Origin of the sequence: Agromyces litoreus (genome assembly GCF_040496015.1) — a bacterium.
GTDB lineage: Bacteria > Actinomycetota > Actinomycetes > Actinomycetales > Microbacteriaceae > Agromyces > Agromyces litoreus.
Window position 1 is genome coordinate 21,217 of record NZ_JBEPKA010000015.1, and the last position, 18,765, is coordinate 39,981.

An 18,765-nucleotide genomic window follows, 5' to 3' on the forward strand; every position below is an offset into this window, starting at 1 on the left:
GGCCCGCTTCCTCCCAGTCGGGGAGCCTGTGCACGAGCACCGCCGAACGGCCGGCCGCCGGGCCCGAACGGCATGCGCCGCCCGTCGACCTCAGAACAGCATGCTCGGACCCGCCGCATCGAGCGCGGCGATCGCCGAGTCGGGCGGTCGGTTCCCGCCGCCGAACCGGGACCGGACCGCTCCGTTCGGTGCCCGGTCCGATCCTGCCCGCCGGGAGGGCGAACCCGGCGCCGAGGAGCGCACTCCGCCGGTGACGACGTCCTCGCGCCCTCGCTCGAGCCCGTGCGCGCGCAGCAGCGGCCTGATCCGCTCCCCGAGCCAGCTCCGGTACTCCTTCGGCGCGTAGGCGGACGCACCGGGGAACATGGCGCGATAGCGCGAGACGAGCTCCGGGTGCTCGCGCCCGAGCCACGCGAGGAACCACGGCTTGACCGACCCACGCAGGTGGAGCGCCGAGTACACCACGCTCGTCGCACCGGAGGCGGCGATGCGCCGCAGCGCCTCGTCGAGGTGCGCACGGGTGTCGGTGAGGTAGGGAAGGACGGGCATGAGGAACACCGTGCAGTCGAAGCCCGCATCGCGGACGGCGGTGACCGTCGCGAGCCTGGCCGCCGTGCTCGGCGTCCCCGGTTCGAGCGAGTGCTGGAGCTCGTCGTCGTACACCGCGATGGACATCGCGAGGTCGATCGGCACGTGCGCTCGCGCGCTCGCGAGCAACGGCAGGTCGCGTCGGAGCAGCGTGCCCTTGGTGAGCACACTGAACGGCGTGCCGCCGGCGGCGAGCGCCTCGATGATCCCGGGCATCAGCGAGTACCGGCCCTCCGCCCGCTGGTACGGGTCGGTGTTGGTTCCGAGCGCGACCGGCTCGCGACGCCACGCGGGCCGGGCGAGTTCGCGCCGGAGCACCTCGGACACGTTCACCTTGACGATGAGCTCGCGATCGAAGTCGTGGCCTGCGTCGAGGTCGAGGTACTCGTGCGTCGGCCGGGCGAAGCAGTAGACGCAGGCGTGACTGCACCCTCGATACGGGTTGATGGTCCAGCCGAACGGGACGTACGACTGGCCGGGAACCCGGTTCAGCGCCGACTTCGCGAGGACCTCGTGGAAGGTGACCCCCGCGAAGTCCGGTGTGCGCACGGTGCGGACCAGGTTGTTCAGGCGAGCGAGCCCCGGCAGCGTACCCTCCTGCTCGATCCCGAGCTCCTGGCCGTTCCATCGCATACGAGACATTCGAACACATGTTCGAATCCACGGCAAGTCGACGCCGTCCGTCACGCCGACGTCACGTGCCCGGACTACGCTGTGGCGATGTCCCGGACGCCCGAACCCGTGCGAACCGCCGTCGCGCCGACGGACCGGCCGTCGCGTCGCGCGCTCGCCTGGCGTCGCGTCATCCTCGTGATCGTCGGCATCGCCTACGGAATCGGGCTCGGCATCGTGCTGTTCTGGCCCGTCCACGTCGACGGCGAGGGCGGGCTGATCCGGGTGGACGGCGTGATCGACCTCCTCGGCCGGCTCGGCGTGCCCGCCGGGGTGCGCTACCCGCTCGTGCAGAACTCGCTGAACGCCGCACTCTTCCTCCCGTTCGGGCTGCTCTGGGCCGCGTGGTTCCGTCGACCCCGGGCGCACCTGGCGATCTCGGCCGCCCTCCTCGCGGGGGCGGCGAGCCTCGCCGCCGAGATCATCCAGTACCGCTACCTGCCTGATCGCACGTTCGACCTGCGCGACGTCGTCGCGAACGCCGCCGGCGCCGCCCTCGGCGCGCTCGCGTACGCGATCGCCGCGCAGGTCGTCCGCCAGCGCCGACGTCGCTGACCGACGGGCACGGCCACCGCGAGGCGGCCGGGGTCACGCCGCGGCACGGGCGTCACGCCGCGCGGCGCACCGGCCCGAGCGCGAGTTCCTCGCCCGTCCACCGACGCCGGAGCCACCGGTCGTGACTCGCCACGACGATGGCGCCCGGGTACCCGCCCAGCGCCTCCTCGAGCTCCTCCGCGAGGGAGAGCGAGAGGTGGTTCGTCGGCTCGTCCAGCAGGAAGACGTGCGGCGGCGCGGCGATCACGAGCGCGAGCGCCAGCCGTCGCTGCTGCCCGACCGAGAGTCGCCCGACCGGGCGGTCGAGGTCGCGCGAGCCGATCAGCCCGAGCCCGGCGAGCGGGACGCGCTCGGCACGGCGCTCCCCCAGCGTCCGTGCGTAGACGGCACGCGCGGAGGCGCCCGGGTCGGCGAAGCGGACGTCCTGCTCGAGGAGGCCGACGCGCAGGCCCCGCCGTCGATGCACGACGCCCTGCTCCGGCGACAGGCGACCGGCCAGGACGGCGAGCAGCGACGACTTCCCCGAGCCGTTCGCTCCGGTGACGAGCAGCCGCGTCCCGGGCACCACCTCGAGCGCGGGGACGTCGAGCCGCCCGCGCACCCGCACCCCCGCGAGGTGCAGCAGCCGGCCCGTGTCATCGGCGAGCCCGTGCGTACCGGCCGGGATGCCCCCGAACGTGAGCGGCTCGGGCGGACGCAGCACCTGGGCGCGCTCGAGTTCGGCGAGGCGGACGCGGGCATTCCGGACGCGCCGCGACACGGCCTGTTCGACGCCTTCGCGCTTGAAGTGCTTGAGGAACTTGTCGTTGTCGGTCGGCGCACGCCCGTGCGCGACGCTCCGAGCCGTCTCGGCGACCTCCCGGCGCAGGCGCCGGAGCTCCGCCTGCTCGGCCTCGAAGCGACTCCGCCACCGTTCGCGCTCGCGCGACCGCACCTCCAGGTAGGCGCTGAACGTCCCGCCGAAGGCGGTGCCGGCGGATGCCGCGAGCGCGCGCTCGCGCCCGGGCTCGGATTCGCGGACGCCGGATCCCGCGTCCGGGAGGACCACGGGCGCGGCCGGGTCGAGGTCGAGCAGGCCCGTCGCCACGCGATCGAGGAACTCGCGGTCGTGGCTCGCGAAGACGACCGGCCCGCGCCAGGCTCGCAACCGGGCCTCGAGGAATGCCGCGGCGTCGTCGTCGAGGTGGTTCGTCGGTTCGTCGAGCAGCAGCGCATCCGGCGTGGAGAGCAGCAGGGCGGCGAGGGCGAAGCGACTGCGCTGGCCGCCCGAGAGCTCGTCGATACGACGCGAGCGGCCGAGCCCACCGATGCCGAGCCCGTCGAGGAGCTCGTCGCGGAGCCGCTCGACCGACCACACCTCGGCGCGTTCCGCGGCCGCGAGGGCGCGCGCGTATCGCTCCTCGGCCGCCGCACGGCCGTGGTCGGCGGCGGACTCCCCCGGTCCGGACCGCAGGGTCGGCTCGGCGAGGGCGATCGCCGCCGCATCGAGTTCGCGCTCGAGCCCGCGGACCTCGGCGACGGCCGCCTCGAGGATTCGGTCGACGACCGCATCCGGTGCGAAGGGCAAGTCCTGCGCGAGCAGGGCCGTCCGAATCGGCCGCGTGATGCGGCCGTCGAGCATCGCGCCGGGGAGGTGGGCGCCGGCGAGGACGCGGAGCAGCGTGGACTTGCCGGCGCCGTTCTCGCCGATCAGCCCGAGGCGGTGGCCCGGGGCGACGGCGAGCGCGAGGTCGCCGACGACCCGGCGGTCGCTGAACGCGATCGACAGGCCGTCGCCGCGCAGATGGGAGGAATGGGTGACGGAGACGGGCATGCGGAGGAATCCCTTCGCGAACGGCCCCCGGGCCGGGTCGCGCGTCCGCGCGCGCGATTGGCGCGGGACGACACGTCGGACCGGACCGACCGCGCACGTGGACGGCGACGACGGCCCGGGGGCTGGGTGATGGTCCCGCCGGGCATCTGCCGTCGTCTGGGCGCGCGCGAGCACGGTCGCGATCAGTGCGTGGACGCACACCCCGGTGTCGACGGCGCCTCGGGCGCGGGACGGTGGGATGTGCTCACTTCATAGCGGGGTCGAGCGTAGCAGCCGACCGCGCACAGGGGAAGGGCGGATGCCGCAGCATCCGCCCTCGACCGGTCAGTCGGTCAGCTGCAGCGCGGCCGCGGTGCGCGCGAGCGAGGCCGCCGCGGCGTCCGGGTCGTCCGAGAGCGTGGTGCCGAGCGACGGGATCATCTCGCGCAGCCTCGGCTCCCACTCGCCCATGCGGTCGGGGAAGCACTTGCCCATGACCTCGAGCATGATCGGCACCGAGACCGAGGCGCCGGGCGAGGCGCCGAGCAGGCCCGCGATCGTCCCGTCCGCGCCCGAGATGACCTCGGTGCCGAACTGGAGGACGCCGCCCTTCTCCGGGTCGTTCTTCATGACCTGCACGCGCTGGCCGGCCGTGATGAGCTCCCAGTCCTTCGACTTGGCGGTGGGCATGAACTCGCGCAGCGCGTCGACCTTCTTCTCGCGTGAGGCGAGCAGCTCGGAGACGAGGTAGCGGACGAGGTCGAAGTTGCGCAGGCCCACCTGCAGCATCGGGATGATGTTGTGCGGGCGGATCGAGAACGGCAGGTCGAACCAGGTGCTCGTCTTCAGGAACTTCGGCGTGAAGCCGGCGTAGGGCCCGAACAGCAGCGAGGTCTCGCCGTCGACGACGCGGGTGTCCAGGTGCGGCACCGACATCGGCGGGGCGCCGACGGCGGCCTTGCCGTACACCTTCGCCTGGTGCTGCGCGACGATCTTCGGGTCCGTCGTGCGCAGGAACTGGCCGGAGATCGGGAATCCGCCGTAGCCCTTGATCTCGGGGATGCCCGAGTGCTGCAGGAGTGCGAGCGCGCCGCCGCCGGCACCGACGAAGACGAACTTCGCGCGCACGGTCTCGAGGTTGCCGCCGACGAGGTTGCGCACCTTGAGCCGCCAGGTGCCGTCCTTCAGCCGCGTGAGGTTGATGACCTGGTGGTCGGTGCGGATCTGCGCCCCGCGCGACTCGATGTCGCGCAGGAGCTGCACGGTGAGCGCGCCGTAGTCGACGTCGGTGCCCGACTCGATGCGCGTCGCGGCGATCTTCGCCTTCGGGTTGCGCTTCTTGGCCAGCAGCGGAGCCCACTCGGCGATGGTGTCGAGGTCCTCCGAGTACTCCATGCCCTGGAACAGCGGCTCGTCGCGCAGGACGTCGACGCGCTTCTTCAGGTACTCGATGTTCGCCCGGCCGCGCACGAACGTCATGTGCGGGGTCGAGTTGATGAACGTCTTCGGGTCCTCGAGCGCGCCGGACTCGACGAGGTGCGCCCAGTACTGCCGACTGACCTGGAACTGCTCGTTGATCGAGACGGCCTTGGCGGCGCTGACGGTGCCGTCGGCCGACTCCGGCATGTAGTTGAGCTCGCACAGGGCGGCGTGACCGGTGCCGGCGTTGTTCCACGGGTTCGAGGACTCCTGGGCGACGCGGCCGAGGCGCTCGTAGACGCGGATGCTCCATTCGGGCTGCAGCCTGGAGATCAGGGAGCCGAGCGTCGCGCTCATGATGCCCCCGCCGATCAGGACGACGTCGACGGTTTCCTCGGAATTCACGCGTTCCAGTGTATGGGCGGTCGGATGTACGCATTGACCAGCCCCATCGTCCGCGGACGCCGCACCGGCGAACGGCGTCGGCGAGCCGGGTCAGCGGGCCGCGATGCCGCCCGCCAGCACGCCGACGCCCGCCGTCACGAGCCCGACGGTCAGCGAGACCGCGCCGATCCAGACCAGCGCCACGGCCCGGTTCGGTCGCTGCGGGTCGCGCCCGGTGACCGAGAGGAAGAAGCCGGCGGGCATGAGGAGGGCGGCGACCGGCACGCCGAGGCGCGCGACCCAGAGCCATCCGCCCGCGAGCGCACTGTACGGCAGCACCGAGAGGATGAGCATGGAGAGCACGAGCAGGACCGCCGCATGCGCGTGCCCCGCGCGGAAGAAGCCCTGCTGCAGGGCGTTGACCGGGACGCGCCCGCGCACGACGCGCACGAGGAACATCCCGCCGGTCTCGACCGTGACGAGCGCGAGCAGGAGGGCTCCGATGAGGATGAGGTCGATGGCGGACGGCATGGCGTGCTCCTCGGGGTGGGTCGGCATGATTGGATAGTGTTGCTCTCCAATAATGGAGAGTAGCAGTATCCAATTCGGATGGGAAGCGAGCCCCGCATGCGCATGTCCGCCCTCGCCGCGACCGCCGGCCTCCCGGTCGCGACCGTGAAGTACTACCTGCGCGAGGGCCTGCTCCCCGCGGGCGTCGCGACCTCCGCGACCCAGGCCGAGTACGGCGACGCGCACGTGCGGCGCCTCAGGCTGGTGCGCGCGCTCACCGGACCGGTCGGGCTCAGCGTGCAGCAGGCACGCACGATCCTCGCCCTCGTCGACGAGCCGGGCGACGACCTCTACGTCACGCTCGGCAGCGCGGTCGCGGCGCTGCCACCCGCCACTTCGGATTCCGCGGCCGAGGGTCCCGACCCGTATCCGCGGGCGCGTGCCGCGCTCGCCGCCCTCGGCCAGCTCTACGACCCCTCGTACGCCGCGGTGGCGCAGCTCGAGGTCGCCCTCGAGGCCGCGGAGGCGGCCGGCCTCCCGATCGGCGACGAACGGCTGCGGGAGTACGGGCGGCACGCCCATGAGATCGCCGAGTTCGACCTCGGCGGGCTCCCCGACGAGCCGCACGAGGCGGTCGAGTACACCGTGCTCGGCACCGCGCTCTACGAGCCGGTGCTGCTCGCGCTGCGGCGGCTCGCGCACCAGGACGTCGCGGCGCGACGCGACCTCGGCTGACCCGGGGCGGGCGATGCGCCATCCGGTCGCATCGGTCACGGGAGACGCCGACGGCCCGCCTCCGGGGGCGGGCCGTCGGGATGCGGTTCGGCGATCAGACCGAGGCGGGCAGCTTCGCGGCCACGAGCTCGGCGATCTGCACGGCGTTCAGCGCCGCGCCCTTGCGCAGGTTGTCGTTCGAGACGAAGAGCACGAGGCCCTTCCCGTCGGGCGCCGACTGGTCCTGCCGGATGCGGCCGACGTAGCTCGGGTCGTTCCCGGCCGCCTGCAGCGGGGTGGGGATGTCGCTGAGCTCGACCCCGGGCGCCTCGGCGAGCAGCTCGGTGGCGCGCTCGGGCGTGATCGGGTTCGCGAACTCGGCGTGGATCGAGAGCGAGTGGCCGGTGAAGACGGGGACGCGCACGCACGTGCCCGCGACACGCAGCCCCGGCAGTTCGAGGATCTTGCGGCTCTCGTTGCGGAGCTTCTTCTCCTCGTCGGTCTCGAGGTCGCCGTCGTCGACGATCGACCCGGCGAGCGGGACCACGTCGAACGCGATCGGCCGGGGGAACTTGACCGGGTCGGGCATCGTGACCGCGGCACCGTCGTGCACGAGCCCGATCGCGTCCTGGGCCACCGCCGCCCGCGCCTGCTCGAGCAGTTCCTCGCCGCCCGCGAGGCCCGCGCCGGAGACGGCCTGGTACGTCGAGACCATCAGCCGCTCGAGCCCGGCCTCGTCGTGCAGCACCTTCAGCACCGGCATGGCGGCCATGGTGGTGCAGTTCGGGTTGGCGATGATGCCCTTCCCCGCCTCGTCGATCGCGTGCGGGTTGACCTCGCTCACGACGAGGGGCACCTCGGGGTCCATGCGCCATCCGCTGGAGTTGTCGATGACGGTGACGCCCGCGGCGGCGAAGCGCGGCGCCTGCGCCTTGGAGAGCGTGGCGCCCGCCGAGAAGATCGCGAGGTCGAGCCCCGTCGGGTCGGCCGTCGAAGCGTCCTCGACGACGATGTCCTCGCCCTTGAACGGCAGGGTCGTGCCCGCCGACCGCGCCGAGGCGAAGTAGCGGATCGACGCGACCGGGAAGTCGCGCTCCTCGAGCAGCCGGCGAACGACCGCGCCGACCTGTCCGGTGGCGCCGACGACGCCGATGTTCACTCCGTGTGCCATGGTGCTTCCTCTCTCGACCTCAAGTATTCAGGACCCGGGGGCGGGGCTGCGCCGCCCGGCATCCGTTCCTGCGCGAACTGGCAGCGTTCCCGCGGAATCCGGCAGTGCGTCGACGATGCACCCCTCCGGGGGCGGATGGCGCGTGGCCCGGGCGGGCGCGGCATCCGCTCGTCGTCAGCGCCCCGTGCCCGCGTACACGACGGCGTCGTCGTCGCCGTCGAGGTCGAACGCGCGGTGCACGGCGCGCGCGGCGTCGTTGACGCTGTCGGCGCGCGTGACGACCGAGATGCGGATCTCACTGGTGGAGATCATCTCGATGTTGATGCCCGCCTCGTAGAGGGCCTCGAAGAGCCGCGCCGAGATGCCGGTCGCGGAGCGCATGGCGGCGCCGACGAGCGAGAGCTTGCCGATCTGGTCGTCGTACTGCAGCGACTCGAAGCCGAGGGCGTCCTTGGCGTTGGAGAGCGCCTTCAGCGCCTTCTCCCCGTCGGACTTCGGGAGCGTGAAGGAGATGTCCGTGCGGCCCGTCGCGGCCGCCGAGACGTTCTGCACGATCATGTCGACGTTGGCGTTGGTGTTGGCGACGATCTTGAAGATCTTGGCCGCGGCCCCGGGGACGTCGGGCACCCCGACGACGGTGACCTTCACCTGCGACAGGTCGATCGCGACACCCGCGATGACGGACTCTTCCACGGCTCCTCCTTCGGGAAGGCGCTCGGGGTCGTAGACGATCGTCCCCTCGCTGTTGTTGAACGACGAACGCACGTGCAGCGTGACGCCGTGCCGGCGCGCGTACTCCACGGCGCGGATGTGCAGCACCTTCGCGCCGGAGCCCGCGAGCTCGAGCATCTCCTCGCTCGTGATGCGGTCGAGCTTGTGCGCCCGCTTCACGACGCGAGGGTCGGAAGTGAACACGCCGTCGACGTCGGTGTAGATCTCGCACACGTCGGCCTCGAGCGCCGCCGCGAGCGCGACGGCCGTCGTGTCGCTGCCGCCGCGACCCAGGGTCGTGATGTCGCGCGACTCGCGACTGAAGCCCTGGAAGCCGGCGACGATCACGATGGCGCCCTCGTCGAGCGCCTCGCGCAGGCGCACCGGCGTGACGTCGACGATGCGGGCCGCGCCGTGCACGGAATCGGTGATCATGCCCGCCTGGCTGCCGGTGAACGAGCGGGCGTCGTGACCGAGCGCCTTGATCGCCATCGCGAGGAGCGCCATCGAGATGCGCTCCCCCGAGCTCAGCAGCATGTCGAGCTCGCGGGGGGCCTGGATGGGCGTGACCTCGTCGGCCAGGTCCATGAGCTCGTCGGTCGTGTCGCCCATCGCGGAGACCGCCACGACCACGTCGTTGCCCGCCTTGCGGGTCTCGACGATGCGCTTGGCGACCCGCTTGATGCTCTCCGCGTCGGCGACGGACGATCCGCCGTATTTCTGCACGATCAAGCTCACGTGGGCGCTCCCGGGGGTGTCTGGGCCGGGGCAACGGTCACCCGGCGCCGGAAGGTCCATCATACGGCGACGCGCATACGCCCCCTGCCATGTGACGGCCCGGGCGCCGCGCCACCCGGTCGCGCGGCGTCAGCGATCGCGTTCCATGTACCACTCCGTGAAGCGCGTCGCGCGGCCGTCGGGCGCGAGGCGGATGACCCACAGGTTGTCGTAGAGCTTCGCGGCCGGATAGTCGGTGCGGCCCTGCACGACGACGAGGTCCTCGCGCTCGTCGAGCACCTCCCAGTCGAAGGACCAGTCGCCGGGCTCGTCGCGCGAGTCGAGCCAGCCGGCGACGATCGCCTCCCGGCCGCGGAGCGCATCCGGGTCGTCGGGGCTGAACTCGTACACGGCGTCCTCGGTGAACAGCGCCGCGATCTCGTCGGCGTCGTTGCTCTCCCACGCCCGCACGTAGCCGGCGACCCACTCGGTTCCTGCGCTCATGGGGTCCGTTCTAGTGCGGCCCGCCGACACCCGTCAACGGGTGGCGCCGATGCGGCGCGACCGCCGCTCGTCGAGCCTGGCGGCGCTCAGCCGACGGCGCGCCGGCCCTCGAACGCGCGGCCGAGGGTGACCTCGTCGGCGTACTCGAGGTCGCCGCCGACGGGCAGGCCCGAGGCCAGGCGCGTGACCCGGATCTCGAGCGTGGTCAGCAGCCGGCTGAGGTAGGTCGCGGTCGCCTCGCCCTCGAGGTTGGGGTCGGTCGCGATGATCACCTCGGACACGCTGCCGTCGGCGAGGCGCTGCATGAGCTGGCGGATCCGCAGTTCGTCGGGGCCGATGCCGTCGATCGGGCTGATGGCGCCGCCGAGGACGTGGTAGAGCCCGCGGAACTCGCGCGTGCGCTCGATCGCGACGACGTCCTTCGCCTCCTCGACGACGCAGATGAGGCTCGCATCGCGGCGCGGGTCGCGGCAGATCGAGCACGTGGACTGCTCGGCCACGTTGCCGCAGATCTCGCAGAACTTCACCTTGTCGCGCACCTCGATGAGGATCTCGGCGAGCCGTGACACGTCGAACTGCTCGGTCTGGACGATGTGGAACGCGATGCGCTGCGCCGACTTCGGCCCGATGCCGGGGAGCCGGCCGAGTTCGTCGATGAGCTCCTGGACGATGCCCTCGTACACGCGCTACCCCCGCTCGCCGAATCGTGCCTGCGGCGACTCGACCTCTTCGAGGAAGGTCGCACCGAGGAGGTCGCGGACGACCGCCTCGCCGTAGCGCTGGATGGCGGGGGCGCCGCTGCGGCGGTCGCCGCGGGCCGCCTCGGGCTCGGGGCGTGCGGTCGTCGCCGCCCGCGATGCGGGCCGTGCCTCCGCGACGGGCCCGGCGCCGGGGTCGGGTCCCGGGTCGAAGTCGGGCTCGTCGTCGGGCGGCGGGGCGTCGGCGTCGTCCGGCGGCGGCACGTCGTCGACGGCGGGTGACCCCGGTCGCTCGGCGAGCGCCGTCCGCGAGGAGGCGGCCGCCGGCTGCGCGGCCGATGCGGTCGGCCGTGCGGCGGCGGACGCGGACGACTCGGTCGCGGTCGGGTCGGAGGCCGGGATGGAGACCGTCGCCCACGAGTCCACGGGCGCGTTCGGCGCCGACGCGGGCGCCGGTGCGCGGCCTGCGGGCGCGTCGGCACGCGTGCCGGCGCCTCCGCCGTCGCGCGGCGAGTTCCGGGACGACGCACCGCCGGAGCCGGGCTCGGCCTGGGTGGGGCCGCTCGAACGCCCGGCGGCCGCGTTCGCGGGCGACCCGCCGGACTCGCTCGACGGCGCCGGGTGCGGTGCACCCGGTTCCTCGGGCGCCGCCGCCCGGGAGCCGACGCGGCCGAGGAACTTCACGCGGACGCCGAGCACCTCGGCGATCGCGGCGCGGAGGAGGTCGCTCACGCTCTGCCCGGTGGGCCCGGATCGGAAGCTGCCCATGTCGGATTCGCTCGGGAAGCCGAGGACGAGCACGTCGTCGTCGCGGTACTCGAGCACCTGCGCGGTGAACGCCACCATCCAGGCGCTCCGCTTCGTGCGCTGCAGGGAGGCGAGCACCTCGGGCCAGGCGTCGCGCACCTGCTCCACCGTCACCGGTCCGACCGGGTGCGTCGGGGCGGGGGCCGGCGTCGGGTCGGCGGCTCGGGTCGGCGCGGGCGCGGGCGCGGGCGGTTCGTCGGCGCGGCCGGGTGTCGACGCCGGGGGCTGCGGGGGCTCGGCGGTCGAGGGTGCGGCCGGCGGCGTCGAGGGTGCGGCCGCGGCCTCCGCTCGCACCTCGGGTCGCGCGGCCGCGGGCGCCGGCGCGGCCGCGACGTTCGCCACGCCGACGCGACGCTCGAGTCGCTCGACCCGCGCGACGGCGCCGCGCTCCGACTCGTCGGTCGACGGCACGAGCACGCGGGCCAGCATGAGCTCGAGGTGCAACCGCGGCGAGGTCGCCCCGGTCATCTCGGTGAGGGTCTGGTTCACGAGGTCGGCGACGCGCGAGAGCTCGGCCGGACCGAACGCGGTCGCCTGGGTCGCCATGCGCGCCAGTTCGTCGGCGGGAACGCCGCGCAGCACCGCGCCGGCGGTCTCGGCGCTCGTCGCGGCGACGACGATCAGGTCGCGCAGTCGCTCGAGCAGGTCCTCGACGAAGCGGCGCGGATCCTGCCCGGTCTGCATGACCCGGTCGACCGCGGCGAAGGCGCGGGCGGCGTCGGCGGCGCCGATCGATTCCACGACGTCGTCGAGCAGCGCACCGTGGGTGTACCCGAGCAGCGCCACCGCGCGCTCGTAGCCGACGGTCGACCCCTCGGACCCGGCGATCAACTGGTCGAGCAGCGAGAGCGTGTCGCGCGGCGAGCCGCCGCCCGCGCGCACGACCAGCGAGAGCACGCCGGGCTCGACCGACACCCCCTCCTCGTCGCAGAGCGTCTGCACGTAGTCGAGCATCGGCGAGGGCGGGACGAGGCGGAACGGGTAGTGGTGCGTGCGCGAGCGGATGGTGCCGAGCACCTTGTCGGGCTCGGTGGTCGCGAAGATGAACTTCACGTGCTCGGGCGGTTCCTCGACGAGCTTGAGCAGCGCGTTGAAGCCCTGCGGCGTCACCATGTGCGCCTCGTCGAGGATGAAGATCTTGAAGCGGTCGCGCGCGGGCGCGAAGACCGCGCGCTCGCGCAGGTCGCGGGCGTCGTCGACGCCGTTGTGGCTGGCCGCGTCGATCTCGACCACGTCGAGCGAGCCGCCGCCGGCGCGCGAGAGCTCGACGCAGCTCGCGCACACGCCGCACGGCGTGTCGGTCGGCCCCTCGGCGCAGTTCAGGCAGCGCGCCAGGATGCGTGCCGAGGTCGTCTTGCCGCAGCCGCGCGGACCGCTGAAGAGGTAGGCGTGGTTCACCCGATCGGTGCGCAGCGCCGTCATGAGCGGCTCGGTGACCTGGGACTGGCCGATCATCTCGGCGAACGTCTCGGGCCGGTAGCGGCGATAGAGGGCGGTGACCACCCGTCAATGGTAGTCGCGGCCGCCGACACCGCGGCCGGTTCCGCGGCGTCGCGGGCTGCCGCTGCCCGGGGCGGGCCGGCGCGACACTCCGGGCCGTTCGACCCGGCCCACGTGTCGGCGGCCGGGCATAGGATCGGGGGACCGCATCGGCGCGGCACCCCGCATCCGTCCCGCGCCGGTGACCGACGACGGAGGTGGTCACGTGACGGGGGTCCGCACAGCCGAGCAGCTCGAGCGATTCCGAGAGCTCCTGCTGATCGAGCGCCGGGAGGCCGAGGAGCGCCTGCTCGAGCAGAGCGAGGGCATCACGGCGGTGCGCGAGGCGAGATCCGACGCATCCGTCGACGACGAGCACGACCCCGACGGTCCGACGATGAGCCAGGAGTGGTCGCAGCGCACGGCGGTGCTGCACGACGTGGAGCACGAGCTCGCCGACATCGACCGCGCGCTCGCGCGCATCGAGGACGGCACGTACGGCGTCTGCGAGCGATGCGGCGCGAAGATCACCGTGGGGCGGCTCGAGGCGCGTCCGACCGCGACGCACTGCATCGACTGCGCGCGACTCGTGCGCTGACCCCGGCTCAGTCCCCGCGCAGGTGATCGGCGGCCGCCGGCTGGCGTCCCTCGGCGGGCGCCGACGCGGCGACGCCCGGGTCACGGTCGCCGGCGCCCGACGAGCGTGCACCGGCGAGCCCGTCGAACGCCCGGAGGACGAGCGGACTCGCCCCGAGCACGGCGTACAGCACTCCCGCGACCGCAGCGACCGGGACGAACCCGAACGCGTCGACCGAGGCTCCGGCCGTCACCGCGCCGATCGGCATCGACGCCGCCACGCCGGCGGTGATCGCGCCGAACACCCGCGCCCGCATGCCGTCGGGAACCACCGTGAAGAGTGCGGTCGAGATCATCGGGTTGATCCCGCCGGCGGCCAGGCCCGAGAGGGCGAGCACCACGAGCAGCGCCTCGATCGGCGCACCGAGCGCCATCGCGAGATACGGCGGCGCACCGGCGAGCACGAAGCACGCGGCGAACACCAGCCGCCCCGAGACGCGGTGCCCGACCGCCCCGAACAGCGCCGCCCCGGCGAGCGCCCCCGCCGAGAACGTCCCGAGCATGAAGCCGAGTGCGGCGGGGTCGCCGAGGACCTGCGCCGCGAACACCGGCTGCAGCACCGTGAGGCCGGCGGCGTCGATGGCGTTCGTCAGCGTCACGAGCAGCACGACGGCGCGCGCGAGGGGCGTCCGCGCGATGAACCGGACGCCCGCCACGAACCCCGCGGTGGCCGGAGCCGCCCACTCGGCCGGTTCGGCGCCGTCCGGGCCGCCATCGGGATCGCCGGGACGATGGACCGGACCCGTCGCGGCTCGCGACGGGATGAGCAGCGCCACGAGCAGCAGCGAGACGGCGAACCCCGCCGCATCGGCCACGAGGGCCGCCATCGGCCCCGCGAACGCGACGAGCACGCCCGCGGCGCCCGCGCCGAGCATCGTGGCCGTGCGCTGGACCGCGGACTGCGCGCCGGCGGCCCGCGCGAGCGGCACCCGCGCGAGCGCGGCGAGGTCGGGCATCAGCACCGTCTTCGCGGTGTCCCCCGGCGGGTCGAGGAGGCCGCCGAGGAAGACGAGCGCGAGCAGGGCGCCGAACGAGAGCGCGCCCATCGCGTCGAGGAGCGGGATCGCGAGCACCGTGGCGCCGCTGGCGGCGTCGGCGACGATGCTCGAGGCGCGATAGCCGACGCGGTCGACGACGACCCCGCCGAGGGCTCCGCCGATCACCAGGGGCACGGTCGCGAAGATGCCGGCGACGCCGGCGGCGAGCGGCGAGCCCGTCTGCTGCAGCACGATGAGCGGGATCGCCACGAGCGCGATCGCGTTCCCGCCGACCGAGCAGAGCTGCGCCGCGTAGAGCACGACGAGCGGCAGTCGCCGACGCCGCGGGCGCACCGCCTCGGGCGTGCGGCTCACGTGCCGCCCCTCGGGAACGCGTGCGTGATCCAGCGCACCGACCGCGTGCCCTCGCGCGGCTCGCGACCCCGCGCCCACCACTTCTCCCGCACGACGGCGAGCTCGGCGGCGAGCTCGCGGAACTCCTCGAGCGTCAGCTGCGCCGCCCCGTCCGACGAGTCGGAGGCCTCGACCCATTCCGGCTCCAGCGCCGACTCGGCGGCGAGGGCGGCGAGCAGCTCGGCGTGGTAGCTCTCGAGCACCGTGCGCCGCATCGCCTCGGAGGCCGCGTGCCTGGCCGGGTCGTCCCGGAACTCGACCGGATCCCAGCTCGTCATCTCGTGCGCGGCGCGCCACCAGCGCTCGCGTCGGTCGCGGGCGAGCTCAGGCGCCTCCTGGACGAGGCCGTGCCTGGCGAGGGTGGCGACGTGGTAGCTCACGGCGCCGGGGGCCTCCCCCGTCCGCTCGGCGAGGGCCCCGACCGTGGCCGGACCGTCCATGCGGAGCATGCCGAGGATCCGCAGTCGCGTCGGGTGCGCGAGCGCGCGCATCGGCCCCGGATCGTGCAGGTGCACGTTCGAGTCGGCGGGAGGTCGTCCGGGCTCGGCCATGCGCTCAGGCTATATTCACAAGAATTCTTGCGCAACACTTCTTGTGCATCATGGGATGGGACGTCGGGACGCCCCTCCGCGCTGCCCGACGTCAGCCGGTGACGACGTCGAGCGCCTGCCGGGCGATCTCGAGCTCCTCGTTCGTCGGCACCACCAGGACCGCCGTCCGCGAGTCGTCCGGCGAGATGCGCCGCGCCTCGCGGGAGCGCACCGCGTTGCGCTCCGGGTCCACGCTCGCGCCGAACCCGTCGAGCCCGTCGAGGGCCATGCGACGCACGAGCGGGGCGTTCTCGCCCACCCCGGCGGTGAACACGATGGCGTCGACGCGGCCGAGCTGGGCCGCGTACGCCCCCACGTACGAGCGGATGCGGTGCGCGTAGACCTCGAGCGCGAGCGCCGCGCGCTCGTCGCCGCCCTCGGCCGCCTCGGTGAGGTCGCGCATGTCGGCGTGGCCTCCGAGGCCGAGCATGCCGCTGCGCTTGTTCAGCAGGTCGTCCACCCCGTCGACGTCGAGCCCGGCGCGCCGCTGGAGGTGCAGCACCACCGCCGGGTCGAGGTCGCCCGACCGGGTGCCCATCGCGAGGCCCTCGAGCGGCGTCATCCCCATGCTCGTCTCGACCGAACGGCCGCCGTCGACCGCGCACGCCGACGCGCCGTTGCCGAGGTGCAGCACGATGAGCTTCAGCTCCTCGACCGGACGCCCCAGGTGGGCCGCCGCGGCGCGCGAGACGTACCGGTGCGACGTGCCGTGGAACCCGTAGCGGCGGATCCGGTGCCGCTCCGCCAGGTCGCGGTCCAGTGCGTAGAGGTACGCCGCCGGCGGCATGCTCTGGTGGAACGCGGTGTCGAAGACCGCGACGTGCGGCACGTCGGGGAAGGCCCGCTCCGCCGCGACGATCCCCGCGAGGTTCGCCGGGTTGTGCAGCGGGGCGAGCACCGACAGCTCGTCGATGTTGACCTTCACGAGCTCGCTGATCACCGTCGGCTCGAAGAAGCGCGCACCGCCCTGCACCACGCGGTGCCCGACGGCGACCGGGGCGTGCTCGGCGAGCGACGGGCCGTGCTCGGCGAACGCCTCCAGCATCCACGCGAACGCGGCGTGGTGGTCGGCGACCGACACGGACTCGCGCGTGGTCGCGCCCGCGGCATCCGTGTGCGCCGCGGGCCCCGGCCCGGCACCGATGCGCTCCACGACGCCCGACGCGAGCGCCACGCCCGCGGCGACGTCGACGAGCTGGTACTTCAGGGACGACGATCCGGAGTTGACGACGAGGACGGTGCTCACGACGCCGCCTGGATCGCGGTGATCGCGACAGTGTTCACGATGTCCTGCACGAGCGCACCCCGCGAGAGGTCGTTCACCGGCTTGTTCAGGCCCTGCAGCACGGGGCCGATGGCGACCGCGCCCGCCGAGCGCTGCACCGCCTTGTACGTGTTGTTGCCCGTGTTGAGGTCGGGGAAGATGAACACCGTCGCACGCCCCGCGACCGAGGAGTCCGGCAGCTTCGTGCGGGCGACGGCCGCATCGGCGGCGGCGTCGTACTGGATCGGCCCCTCGACCGGGAGCTCGGGCGCCCGCTCGCGCACGAGCGCGGTCGCCTGACGCACCTTGTCGACATCCGCGCCCGAACCGGACTCGCCCGTCGAGTACGACAGCATCGCCACGCGCGGCTCGATCCCGAACTGCTCGGCCGTCATCGCCGACGAGATCGCGATGTCGGCGAGCTGCTCCGCGGTCGGGTCGGGCACCACCGCGCAGTCGCCGTAGACGAGCACGCGGTCGGCGAGCGCCATGAGGAAGACGCTCGAGACGACGTCGACGTCGGGCCGGGTCTTGATGATCTCGAACGAGGGCCGGATCGTGTGGGCGGTCGTGTGCATGGCGCCGGAGACCATGCCGTCGGCGAGCCCGAGCTCGACCATCATCGTGCCGAAGTACGACACGTCCTGGACGGTCTCGCGCGCCTGCTCCAGCGTCACGCCCTTGTGCGCGCGCCGCCGCTGGTACTCGTCGGCGAAGCGGAAGACGAGGACGTGGTCGTGGTTCGAGAGCACGGTCGCCCGGGAGATGTCGAGGCCGAGGCCGATCGCGCGCGAGCGGACCTCGATCTCCTCCCCGAGGATCGTGAGCTCGGCCACGTCCCGCGAGAGCAGGGTGGCGGCCGCGCGGAGGATGCGGTCGTCGTACCCCTCGGGCAGCACGATGTGCTTGCGCGCCTCGCGCGCCCGCGCGAGCAGGCCGTACTCGAACATGAGCGGGGTCACGACATCGGTGCGCGCCACGTCGAGGCGATCGAGCAGCTCGGACCCGTCCACGTGCTTCTCGAACAGCGCCAGCGCGGTGTCGCGCTTGCGCTGCGACTCGGCGGCGAGCTTGCCGCGGGTCTGCGTGATCGCGACCGCGGTGTCGTAGCTGGTCAGCTCGGTGCGGATGATGGGCAGGCCCGACTTCAGGCCCTCGACCAGGCGCTCCACGGTCTCGGAGACGGGGAACCCGCCGTTCAGCACGATGCCCGAGATCGAGGGGAACGTCGCGGAGGCGTGCGCCGTGAGCACGCCGAGCAGCACTTCGCTGCGATCGCCCGGGACGACGACGACCGCGCCGTCCGTCAGCCAGGCGAGCACGTTCTCCATCGACATCGCCGCGACCACCACGCCGAGCGCCTCGCGCTCCAGCAGGTCGGCATCGCCCGCGTAGAGGGTGCCGCCGACGGCGCGCATGATCGAGCGCATCGACGGCGCCACGAGGTACGCGTCCTCCGGGATCGCCCAGACGGCGAGGTCGGCGGCGCGGACGCCGCCGCGGCCACCGGCGGACCCGCCGCGGTCGGAGGACGACCCGCCGGACGCGGCGCGCAGCGCCGCCACGATGTCGTCGAGGCGGTCGGGGTCGGCCCGATTGGCCACGATCCCGAGCACCGATGCGTGCTCGCGGTCGAGCTCCTCGATCGCGAGCTCCGTGATCGAGGCGAGCTCGTCGGGCGTGCGCGCGTCGGTGTACCCCAGGCGCTCGCTGGCCCCGCGGCCCTGCGTCACGCGCCCCCCGATCACGAGGAGCACGGGCGCCCCGAGGTTCGCCGCGATGCGCGCGTTGAACGCCAGCTCGGTCGGGCTGCCCACATCCGTGTAGTCCGAGCCGATGACGACGACGACGTCGCAGCGGGCCTCGACGGCCTTGAACCGGCGGACGATCGTCGCGAGCGCGGCGTCCGGGTCGGCGTGCACGTCCTCGTACGTCACGCCGATCGCGTCGTCGTAGTCGAGCTCGATCGCGCCGTCGTGCGCGAGCAGCAGCTCGAGCACGTAGTCGCGTTCCTGCGTCGAGCGGGCGATCGGCCGGAAGACGCCGACCCTGGTCGCCCGACGGCTCAGCGTGTCCAGCGTTCCGAGGGCCACCGTCGACTTGCCGGTGTTGCCCTCGGCGGAGCAGATGTAGATGCTGTGCGCCACTCGGCCAGCCTATCGA

16 protein-coding genes are annotated in these 18,765 nt (G+C 73.3%); 3 read left to right on the forward strand and 13 right to left on the reverse strand.

Features of this window, described 5'->3' with window-relative positions:
* Window positions 1–90 precede the first annotated feature (90 nt).
* Window positions 91–1,221 carry an Rv2578c family radical SAM protein gene (locus ABME01_RS11940; protein ID WP_353828638.1) on the reverse strand — a complete coding sequence of 377 codons (1,131 nt, stop codon included), beginning with the start codon at window positions 1,219–1,221 and terminating at the stop codon, window positions 91–93.
* Window positions 1,222–1,308: 87 nt separating this feature from the next.
* Between ABME01_RS11940 and ABME01_RS11945 the strand changes: the two genes are divergently transcribed.
* Window positions 1,309–1,815, forward strand: coding sequence for a VanZ family protein (locus ABME01_RS11945; protein ID WP_353828639.1), 507 nt, complete (start codon window positions 1,309–1,311; stop codon window positions 1,813–1,815).
* Between the two features lie 52 nt (window positions 1,816–1,867).
* On the opposite strand, the gene ABME01_RS11950 is transcribed toward ABME01_RS11945, so the two are convergent.
* The 3 genes from ABME01_RS11950 to ABME01_RS11960 all read right to left on the reverse strand — a co-directional run bounded on the left by ABME01_RS11950 (window position 1,868) and on the right by ABME01_RS11960 (window position 5,968).
* Window positions 1,868–3,628: an ATP-binding cassette domain-containing protein gene (locus tag ABME01_RS11950; protein WP_353828640.1), complete on the reverse strand. Its 1,761-nt coding sequence runs from the start codon at window positions 3,626–3,628 to the stop codon at window positions 1,868–1,870.
* Window positions 3,629–3,952: 324 nt separating this feature from the next.
* Window positions 3,953–5,383 (reverse strand): malate:quinone oxidoreductase, encoded by a 1,431-nt coding sequence (locus ABME01_RS11955; RefSeq protein ID WP_436407431.1) that lies wholly within the window; start codon window positions 5,381–5,383, stop codon window positions 3,953–3,955.
* 138 nt (window positions 5,384–5,521) lie between these two features.
* Window positions 5,522–5,968, reverse strand: coding sequence for a hypothetical protein (locus ABME01_RS11960; protein WP_353828642.1), 447 nt, complete (start codon window positions 5,966–5,968; stop codon window positions 5,522–5,524).
* A 51-nt stretch (window positions 5,969–6,019) separates the two neighbouring features.
* Between ABME01_RS11960 and ABME01_RS11965 the strand changes: the two genes are divergently transcribed.
* Window positions 6,020–6,655 carry a MerR family transcriptional regulator gene (locus tag ABME01_RS11965; RefSeq protein WP_353828643.1) on the forward strand — a complete coding sequence of 212 codons (636 nt, stop codon included), beginning with the start codon at window positions 6,020–6,022 and terminating at the stop codon, window positions 6,653–6,655.
* Between the two features lie 94 nt (window positions 6,656–6,749).
* On the opposite strand, the gene ABME01_RS11970 is transcribed toward ABME01_RS11965, so the two are convergent.
* The 5 genes from ABME01_RS11970 to ABME01_RS11990 form a co-directional block, all read right to left on the reverse strand.
* Entirely contained in the window at window positions 6,750–7,805 is a 1,056-nt protein-coding gene (locus tag ABME01_RS11970) for an aspartate-semialdehyde dehydrogenase (RefSeq protein WP_353828644.1), read from the reverse strand.
* Between the two features lie 174 nt (window positions 7,806–7,979).
* On the reverse strand, window positions 7,980–9,254 hold the full coding sequence (locus ABME01_RS11975) for an aspartate kinase (RefSeq protein ID WP_353828645.1): 1,275 nt from the start codon (window positions 9,252–9,254) through the stop codon (window positions 7,980–7,982).
* Window positions 9,255–9,383: 129 nt separating this feature from the next.
* Entirely contained in the window at window positions 9,384–9,737 is a 354-nt protein-coding gene (locus ABME01_RS11980) for a nuclear transport factor 2 family protein (RefSeq protein ID WP_353828646.1), read from the reverse strand.
* Window positions 9,738–9,823: 86 nt separating this feature from the next.
* Window positions 9,824–10,420, reverse strand: coding sequence for a recombination mediator RecR (recR, locus tag ABME01_RS11985; RefSeq protein WP_353828647.1), 597 nt, complete (start codon window positions 10,418–10,420; stop codon window positions 9,824–9,826).
* 3 nt (window positions 10,421–10,423) lie between these two features.
* Window positions 10,424–12,745 (reverse strand): DNA polymerase III subunit gamma and tau, encoded by a 2,322-nt coding sequence (locus tag ABME01_RS11990; protein ID WP_353828648.1) that lies wholly within the window; start codon window positions 12,743–12,745, stop codon window positions 10,424–10,426.
* A gap of 202 nt (window positions 12,746–12,947) precedes the next feature.
* Here ABME01_RS11990 and ABME01_RS11995 point away from each other — a divergent pair, with 202 nt between their 5' ends.
* A complete protein-coding gene (locus tag ABME01_RS11995) occupies window positions 12,948–13,319 on the forward strand; it encodes a TraR/DksA family transcriptional regulator (RefSeq protein ID WP_353828649.1) in 372 nt (123 codons plus the stop codon).
* A gap of 7 nt (window positions 13,320–13,326) precedes the next feature.
* Here the strand turns inward: ABME01_RS11995 and ABME01_RS12000 are convergent, their stop codons facing one another.
* The 4 genes from ABME01_RS12000 to pta form a co-directional block, all read right to left on the reverse strand.
* The gene (locus tag ABME01_RS12000) at window positions 13,327–14,709 is read right to left on the reverse strand and encodes an MFS transporter (protein ID WP_353828650.1); all 1,383 of its coding nucleotides are present in this window, start codon (window positions 14,707–14,709) and stop codon (window positions 13,327–13,329) included.
* Complete coding sequence (locus ABME01_RS12005) at window positions 14,706–15,299, reverse strand: ArsR/SmtB family transcription factor (RefSeq protein WP_353828651.1); 594 nt, start codon at window positions 15,297–15,299, stop codon at window positions 14,706–14,708. The genes ABME01_RS12000 and ABME01_RS12005 overlap by 4 nt, the downstream gene beginning before the upstream one ends.
* Window positions 15,300–15,390: 91 nt before the next feature.
* On the reverse strand, window positions 15,391–16,584 hold the full coding sequence (locus ABME01_RS12010; RefSeq protein WP_353828652.1) for an acetate/propionate family kinase: 1,194 nt from the start codon (window positions 16,582–16,584) through the stop codon (window positions 15,391–15,393).
* On the reverse strand, window positions 16,581–18,749 hold the full coding sequence (pta, locus tag ABME01_RS12015; RefSeq protein WP_353828653.1) for a phosphate acetyltransferase: 2,169 nt from the start codon (window positions 18,747–18,749) through the stop codon (window positions 16,581–16,583). The genes ABME01_RS12010 and pta overlap by 4 nt, the downstream gene beginning before the upstream one ends.
* Between the last annotated feature and the right edge of the window lie 16 nt (window positions 18,750–18,765).

Bases quoted from the DNA above. Each gene is read 5' to 3' on its own strand.
- ABME01_RS11950 (WP_353828640.1), bottom strand. From the start codon at position 3,628: ATGCCCGTCTCCGTCACCCATTCCTCCCATCTGCGCGGCGACGGCCTG.
- ABME01_RS11940 (WP_353828638.1), bottom strand. From the start codon at position 1,221: ATGCGATGGAACGGCCAGGAGCTCGGGATCGAGCAGGAGGGTACGCTG.
- ABME01_RS11945 (WP_353828639.1), top strand. From the start codon at position 1,309: ATGTCCCGGACGCCCGAACCCGTGCGAACCGCCGTCGCGCCGACGGAC.
- ABME01_RS11960 (WP_353828642.1), bottom strand. From the start codon at position 5,968: ATGCCGACCCACCCCGAGGAGCACGCCATGCCGTCCGCCATCGACCTC.
- ABME01_RS12005 (WP_353828651.1), bottom strand. From the start codon at position 15,299: ATGGCCGAGCCCGGACGACCTCCCGCCGACTCGAACGTGCACCTGCAC.
- ABME01_RS11955 (WP_436407431.1), bottom strand. From the start codon at position 5,383: ATGAGCGCGACGCTCGGCTCCCTGATCTCCAGGCTGCAGCCCGAATGG.
- ABME01_RS11965 (WP_353828643.1), top strand. From the start codon at position 6,020: ATGGGAAGCGAGCCCCGCATGCGCATGTCCGCCCTCGCCGCGACCGCC.
- ABME01_RS11980 (WP_353828646.1), bottom strand. From the start codon at position 9,737: ATGAGCGCAGGAACCGAGTGGGTCGCCGGCTACGTGCGGGCGTGGGAG.
- ABME01_RS11970 (WP_353828644.1), bottom strand. From the start codon at position 7,805: ATGGCACACGGAGTGAACATCGGCGTCGTCGGCGCCACCGGACAGGTC.